The sequence below is a fragment of the Curtobacterium sp. P97 genome (genome assembly GCF_023712445.1).
GTDB lineage: Bacteria > Actinomycetota > Actinomycetes > Actinomycetales > Microbacteriaceae > Curtobacterium.
Genome location: NZ_JAMAYF010000151.1, coordinates 1 through 437, shown reverse-complemented (window position 1 = coordinate 437; position 437 = coordinate 1). Strand labels below are relative to the sequence as shown.

The following is a 437-nucleotide window of genomic DNA, read 5'->3' as shown; positions in this document are numbered from 1 at the left end:
GTGCGCCCTCGGTGTCGGTGACCTCGCCGGCGAGCAGCGCGTGCAGGTACTCGGCCTGGAAGCGCGTGAGCACGTGGTGCCGGCCGGGCAGCAGGACGGTGCGGAAGGGCTGGTTCACGGGTTGGATGGTGCCGTGCTCCGGGTGCAGAACTTCACGGTGTCCAGCGACGGCTACGGCTCCGGCGAGGGGCAGAGCCTCGAACGCCCCTTCGGGACGGCGAACCCCGGCGAGCTGATGGCGTGGGCGTTCTCGACCGCGTCGTTCCCCGGGCCGTCGACCGGTGAGGACACCCGCGGTGTCGACGACCTCTTCACCCGCGACTACGCCCGCGGCATCGGCGCCGAGATCATGGGCGCGAACAAGTTCTCCCCGCACCGTGGGCCGTGGACCGACGAGTCGTGGCAGGGTGGTGGGGGGACGAGCCGCCGTTCCGCAC

The 437-nt window shown here is 71.9% G+C and carries 1 pseudogene; it reads left to right on the top strand.

The window, feature by feature from the left end:
• Positions 1 to 133: 133 nt before the first annotated feature.
• Positions 134 to 437, top strand: a pseudogene (locus tag M3677_RS17395) (DNA-binding protein); the annotation flags it as partial.